The sequence below is a fragment of the Bartonella tribocorum genome (assembly GCF_002778015.1).
Classification (GTDB): Bacteria; Pseudomonadota; Alphaproteobacteria; order Rhizobiales; family Rhizobiaceae; genus Bartonella; species Bartonella tribocorum_B.
In genome coordinates this window covers 1-6172 of sequence record NZ_NJPP01000049.1, presented here as the reverse complement: position 1 = coordinate 6172, position 6172 = coordinate 1, and the positions used below count along the sequence as shown (strand labels likewise).

Below are 6172 nucleotides of genomic sequence, written 5' to 3'. Positions count from 1 at the left end.
CCCCACCCTCATAGCGCTTTATCTGCGCTCGCTAGATGAGGGATAAAAACTTTATGATTTTAAAATGAAGAGAAATAAGTTTTATCTCTGCCCTCAAACGATTAAGTTCTTGCCCATGCATAAAACGATTTTCGAAAATTGTCTCTGTAATATGGGCGGGTTCCTTCAGCCCGCGTTATGGAGCGCCATAAAAAACCCCACACATGATCCCCCAAAAAACATCTCCTGCCCTCAGAAAAAGGTTATAGAATAATTTATTATTGAGCAAAAAACTCTTTTAACTTTTAATTCTCATGAGAAATTAAACAAAAGATTGCATTTTGTTTTTTTATGAGAGCCCCCTCGAACTCTTATACGCGCTCTCCAAATCCATGAGACAAACTCTGCATTGATTGAAATGATGAATACACCTTGATTTTTTTACCTCAAAGAGAAAGCTTAAAAAATAGCTTTGAAAGGAATTAAACTGTGAGACATTGAAGTTTTGCACCACATCGCACTCATTTTTCATCTCAACTCTAAAAACACATCCCCCTCTCCAAGAACACTTATCCTCTCACCCTTAAAAAGCAGGATCTTAAAGGGTGCTCTAGAAAACCATCCCCCACCCTAAATTCTTCACACAAGCCCCCAATTTTTCACACGAAAAAGCAAACCATTTAAAAGAGCACAGGTCTAGTCCTTCCCCAAAGCACAGCCCTAAAAATCAACCTCTCTCAAGCAATCTCTCCCCCAAAGCAACCTCTCTCAAACAATTTCTCTCACCCCACCTCCAAAGCGTCTTTAAAGCACATCCACAACATTCCGCACATGCCCCCCCCCCAAACAACCACTCCTAAGCAACCTCTCTCAGGCAATTACCCAAACGATAAGCACATCTTTGACAAGATTCACGCCGTCAACCGTTGAATTTTTGCATCGTACCGCATTAATTTTTCTTCCAACCGCTCAAATCCACGATCAAGATGATAGCGCTTATTTCTCCCTTTGCTGCCAATGAAAGCCAGTGGAACAAGATAAGAGCGCCGCAATCACCAAAGAAATAAAAATACAAGAGAAACAAAAAGCGCGCAAACTTGTCACCATCACGCCCCCTTGCAAAGGCTCTGTTTTCCATGCCCTATCCCATGAACAATGCCTTAATCCCTAGCCCATGACGCTTTATCTGCGCGCCTCATGAACAATACTCTCTTCCTCAACTTTTAAAGGAAGCGCCCAAGATCATTGAGTGGTAACACAATCCTCACTGCTACCTTTTAGCGTGTGTCAACTTGGAAGCTTTTCAAGCAATCTTCAAATTTTAGACACACAAAACCACCCTCATGGTCATCCCAACATTGAAAAAATGGGATTTTTGAAGCATCAGGCTGCGTGCCTGCAATCGTTTGAGAACAATAACCTTGATAAAACCCAACCATAACCAATAGAGTATACAATAATTTCAAAGATTTTTTCATTTCGTTCTCCTTGAATAATGATAAACACTATAAAAATATAATAACTACTTTATACCATATTTTTATATTAAGGCGCGCAAACTTGTCACCATCACGCCCCCTTGCAAAGGCTCTGTTTTCCATGCCCTATCCCATGAACAATGCCTTAACCCCTAGCCCATGACGCTTTATCTGCGCGCCTCATGAACAATACTCTCTTCCTCAATTTTTAAAGGAAGCGCCCAAGATCATTGAGTGGTAACACAATCCTCACTGCTACCTTCTAGCGTGTGTCAACTTGAAATCTTGCTCATGTCTATACATTGTCGTCCATACTTGGGGTCATCCCAACATCCATCAAATTTGACATGTTTAGCAGCAGACCGCGCGCCTGCAAGCGTTTGAGAACAATAACCTTGATAAAACCCAACCATAACCAATAGAGTACTTAATAATTTCAAAGATTTTTTCATTTCGTTCTCCTTGAATAATGATAAACAGTGTAAAAATACACAAATTATTTTATACCATATTTTTATATTAAAAAAACAATAAATATTATGAATACTTCATATTTGTTTTGATATGAATGTTTTTAATACTTTACTGATGAAGAATAATACAAAAAACACAAATAAGAAGATCGCATTATCGTTCTGATAGCAAAGCTGTTCTCTTATCTTCTCATTTTATTATAAGATCCTACTTGTATCAGACCTTTTTCAATTGGAGCACTTGCATTTATTGGCAGCGTTCACACGCATACTGAAACCCTTTATACCCCAAAATCCATATCATACACGTATTATCCCACCTTCCAACGCGCGCCCTAAAGCGGCCCCTCAAACAAGCCTTAAACAGCACGCCACCCTTAACAACCTCCCCCTCTCCAAGAACACTTATCCTCTCACCCTTAAAAAGCAGGATCTTGAAGGGCGCTCTAAAAAGTCATCCCCCCCAATTCTCCACACAAGCCCCCAATTTTTCACACGAAAAAGCAAACCATTTAAAAGAGCACAGGTCTAGTCCTTCCCCAAAGCACAGCCCTAAAAATCAACCTCTCTCAAGCAATCTCTCCCCCAAAGCAACCTCTCTCAAACAATTTCTCTCACCCCACCTCCAAAGCGTCTTTAAAGCACATCCACAACATTCTGCACATGCCCCCTCAAACAACCAAACTCCTAAGCACCCTCTCTCAGGCAACTGCCCCAAACGATAAGCACATCTTTGACAAGATTCACGCCGTCAATCGTTGAATTTTTGCATCGCACCGCATTAATTTTTCTTCCAACCGCTCAAATCCACGATCAAGATGATAGCGCTTATTTCTCCCTTTGCTGCCAATGAAAGCCAGTGGAACAAGATAAGAGCGCCGCAATCACCAAAAAAATAAAAATACAAGAGAAACAAAAAGCGCACAAACTTGTCACCATCACGCCCCCCTTGCAAAGGCTCTGTTCCCAATGCTCTTTTTCATGAGATGCATTGCCCTCTCACCCACCTCACTACCCCACACCTCTCAACTACCTCTGCCCCACCTCACCCTCATAGCGCTTTATCTACACCCCCTAGATGAAGGATAAAAACTTTATGATTTTTAAAATGAAGAAAAATAAGTTTTATCTCTGCCCTCAAACGATTAAGTTCTTGCCCATGCATAAAACGACTTTCGAAAATCGTCTCAGTAATATGGGCGTGTTCCTTCAGCCCGTGTCATGGAGCGCCATAAAAGACACACACATGATCCCCCCAAGAAACCTCAAGAGAACGCAGATCAAAGTTCTAAAGAAAAAATCTTTCCCCAAAAAACAGTAAAAAAAGTCATACCCTTGAAAGGTGAAAAGGGCGCTCTAGAAAACCGTCCCCAATTCTCCACATAAGCCCTCAATTTTTCACACAAAAAAGCAAACCATTTAAAAGAACAAACATTGTCCCAACCCCGCCTCCAAAGCATCTTTAAATCACTTCCACAACATTCCGCGCATGGCCACCCCCAAACCACTTCTCTCAAGCAACCTCTCTCAAACGATTTCTCTCACCCCGCCTCCAAAGCATCTTTAAAGCGCATCCACAACATTCTACGCATGGCCCGCTCCAACCATCCTTCCCCAAACCACTTCCCCCTCAAACAATCACTTCCAAACAACCTTTCTTAGGCAACTACCCCCGAGCAGCCTCCCCACAAGTAATCTCTCTCTCATAATCTCTCTCTCAGGCAATCACCCAAACGATAAGCACATCTTTGACAATTCACGCCGTCAACCGTTGAATTTTTGCACCACATCGCGCTAATTTTTCTTCCAACCGCTCAAATCCACGATCAAGATGATAGACACGATTGACGATTGTTTCTCCCTTTGCTGCCAATGCCGCAATCACCAAAGAAACAGAAGCACGCAAATCTGTCGCCATGACGGGGGCTCCTTGCAAATTCTCTTTTCCATAGACAGTGGCTGTCTGTCCATCGAGTTTTATCTCTGCCCCTAAACGATTAAGTTCTTGCACATGCATAAAACGATTTTCGAAAATCGTCTCAGTAATATGGGCAATTCCTTCAGCCCGTGTCATAAGCGCCATAAACTGTGCTTGGAGATCCGTTGGAAAAGCAGGATAAGGTCCTGTTTGAATATCAACGGGCATAATTTTTGTGTTTCGTGGATTTCGTTTAACGTGAATTCCTTGAGGTTCTATTTGAATCTCAAGTCCTGTTTTTTGAAGAACCTTAAGCACTTTTGTGAGATGATTAGGATTGGCATTTTTAAGAAAGACATCACCGCCCGCCATAGCCACCGCCATTGCATATGTCCCTGCTTCGATTCGATCCGCAATGACTCGTATTCTTGTTCCTTTGAGTTTTTTCACCCCTTCAATAGTGAGCGTTGTTGTTCCTTCACCAATTATTTGAGCGCCCATAGCATTTAAGGTTCGAATAAGATTTGTGACTTCTGGTTCACAAGCTGCATTCTCAAGAATGGTTGTTCCCTTTGCCATTGTTGCTGCCATCAGCAGCACATGGGTTCCCCCGACCGTGACTTTAGGAAAACGGTAGTGAGCCCCTTTTAATCCCTTTGGTGCTTTTGCATGAACATATCCATTTTCAATTGCAATATGAGCGCCTAAAGTTTTCAGTCCTTCGAGGATAAAATCAACAGGTCTTGTTCCGATAGCACACCCTCCAGGGAGCGAAACATAAGCCTCTAAGCATCGTGCAAGCAGAGGTCCGATAACCCAAAAGCTTGCGCGCATTTTTTTCACCAATTCGTATGGTGCACGTATAGTGGCGATTTTTTGCGCAGTAAAATGGATGGTTCTTGAATTAGCACCCTCATCATTAAACTCTTGTCCATCAACAGCATATCCAACACCATGATTATTCAGAATGCGGATGAGCAACTCAACATCAGCAAGATGGGGAATATTTTCTAAAGTGAGGGTTTCTTCTGTCAACAGCGCCGCAATCATCAGAGGCAATGCAGCATTTTTTGCCCCTGAGATAGAAATTGTTCCTTGAAGTTTTTCCCCACCAACAATTTGAATAGAATCCATAGTGTTTCCCTCTTTTACTTGATAAATACCTTGCCCAAAAGTTTCTTGCTCTTTGGAAAGTCATGCTTTATTGATCGTTTTTTTAAAAACGCATTCCAACTCTGAGAACAAATTATTGAGAAGTTTGGTTGCAAAAATGCACTAAAAAACATTTTTTTTTGCATTTTAGAGCTCTGATTGCGCTCTTTTTCGACTTTGCTCTTTTCGACGTTTGAGATTTTGCCGCAATTGTTGCGCTAATCTTTCTTGACGTCGTTTTTCTTTTTGGTCTTGATGATTCATTTCATCTTTCTTTTGTTTTTGATGCATTTGTTTCATTGCGCAACCTTTTGAGCAGTGTCAAGCTTTTATCCAAGCAACTCATTGCCTTAATACCCAGGGACTTAAATATTAAGAATATAAGAAAACGTATCTTATGTCATGACATAAGATACGTTTTCTTTCAAGAATATACAAATGTTCTCTTGCCTATTTTCTGACAATATGGCACAAGACAGCGCAAAGATTGGAAACGGCTGCGGTAGCTCAGTGGTAGAGCACTCCCTTGGTAAGGGAGAGGTCGAGAGTTCAATCCTCTCTCGCAGCACCATTTTATTTTTCCTTTGCCTTTCTCTTCCCGATACGCATCAATTTTTTCCCCCAGTTTTGATCAGTTTCCCAGTTTTCACCAGCTTCATTGAATCCTCCCCCTTTAAACCGTGCATTTTAATGGCTTCCAACGCAATGCCCTCCTATGACGCGCTTAATTTCCATAAATCTCCTCTCAACTTAATTTTTCCCTATTTCTCTTTGTCCTTTGTAAGGAGCACAACAAGCATCCACCAAAACCTTCAATAAGTCGCAAAACAATCCCATAAGCCAAACAACCCCATGAGCCAAAAAATTGACAACCCACCTTTTCAAAGAAGATTTTTCATTGCTAATTTTATGCTCAACATTCTTTGACGCGCTCTCATCCGCCCCTTTTTGCAATCCGCACTCTTTTAAGACGAGTAGTTTGATTTTATTTATACGCACCTTTGATACATTCTGAGAGCGTTGTTTTGTTTTCATAAGAATCCGAAGAGCAAAAAATTCTCTCCCCCTCTTGTCCTTCACATAAGATGCCCTCCCCTTATGCCAAGCCTCACTATTGCACCCCTAAACCCCATCAACCCCTAAGTCCCATAAAACTCTGCCCCCCCCAACAA

General features: G+C 41.6%; 6 protein-coding genes and 1 tRNA gene. 1 reads left to right on the top strand and 6 read right to left on the bottom strand.

What is annotated here, in order from left to right:
- Positions 1 to 890 precede the first annotated feature (890 nt).
- The 5 genes from CEV08_RS10305 to CEV08_RS09595 form a co-directional block, all read right to left on the bottom strand.
- Entirely contained in the window at positions 891 to 1031 is a 141-nt protein-coding gene (locus tag CEV08_RS10305) for a hypothetical protein (RefSeq protein ID WP_432417145.1), read from the bottom strand.
- Between the two features lie 225 nt (positions 1032 to 1256).
- On the bottom strand, positions 1257 to 1457 hold the full coding sequence (locus CEV08_RS08685; RefSeq protein WP_100131220.1) for a hypothetical protein: 201 nt from the start codon (positions 1455 to 1457) through the stop codon (positions 1257 to 1259).
- 1216 nt (positions 1458 to 2673) lie between these two features.
- On the bottom strand, positions 2674 to 2814 hold the full coding sequence (locus tag CEV08_RS09600) for a hypothetical protein (protein WP_180753579.1): 141 nt from the start codon (positions 2812 to 2814) through the stop codon (positions 2674 to 2676).
- Positions 2815 to 3686: 872 nt separating this feature from the next.
- Complete coding sequence (gene murA, locus CEV08_RS08665; protein WP_100131216.1) at positions 3687 to 4982, bottom strand: UDP-N-acetylglucosamine 1-carboxyvinyltransferase; 1296 nt, start codon at positions 4980 to 4982, stop codon at positions 3687 to 3689.
- 165 nt (positions 4983 to 5147) lie between these two features.
- Positions 5148 to 5300, bottom strand: a complete 153-nt coding sequence (locus CEV08_RS09595; protein WP_180753578.1) for a hypothetical protein — start codon at positions 5298 to 5300, stop codon at positions 5148 to 5150.
- A 196-nt stretch (positions 5301 to 5496) separates the two neighbouring features.
- Between CEV08_RS09595 and CEV08_RS08660 the strand changes: the two genes are divergently transcribed.
- Positions 5497 to 5571, top strand: a tRNA-Thr gene (locus CEV08_RS08660).
- Between the two features lie 179 nt (positions 5572 to 5750).
- Here CEV08_RS08660 and CEV08_RS08655 read toward each other — a convergent pair.
- Positions 5751 to 6080, bottom strand: a complete 330-nt coding sequence (locus CEV08_RS08655) for a hypothetical protein (RefSeq protein ID WP_100131215.1) — start codon at positions 6078 to 6080, stop codon at positions 5751 to 5753.
- Positions 6081 to 6172: the final 92 nt, after the last annotated feature.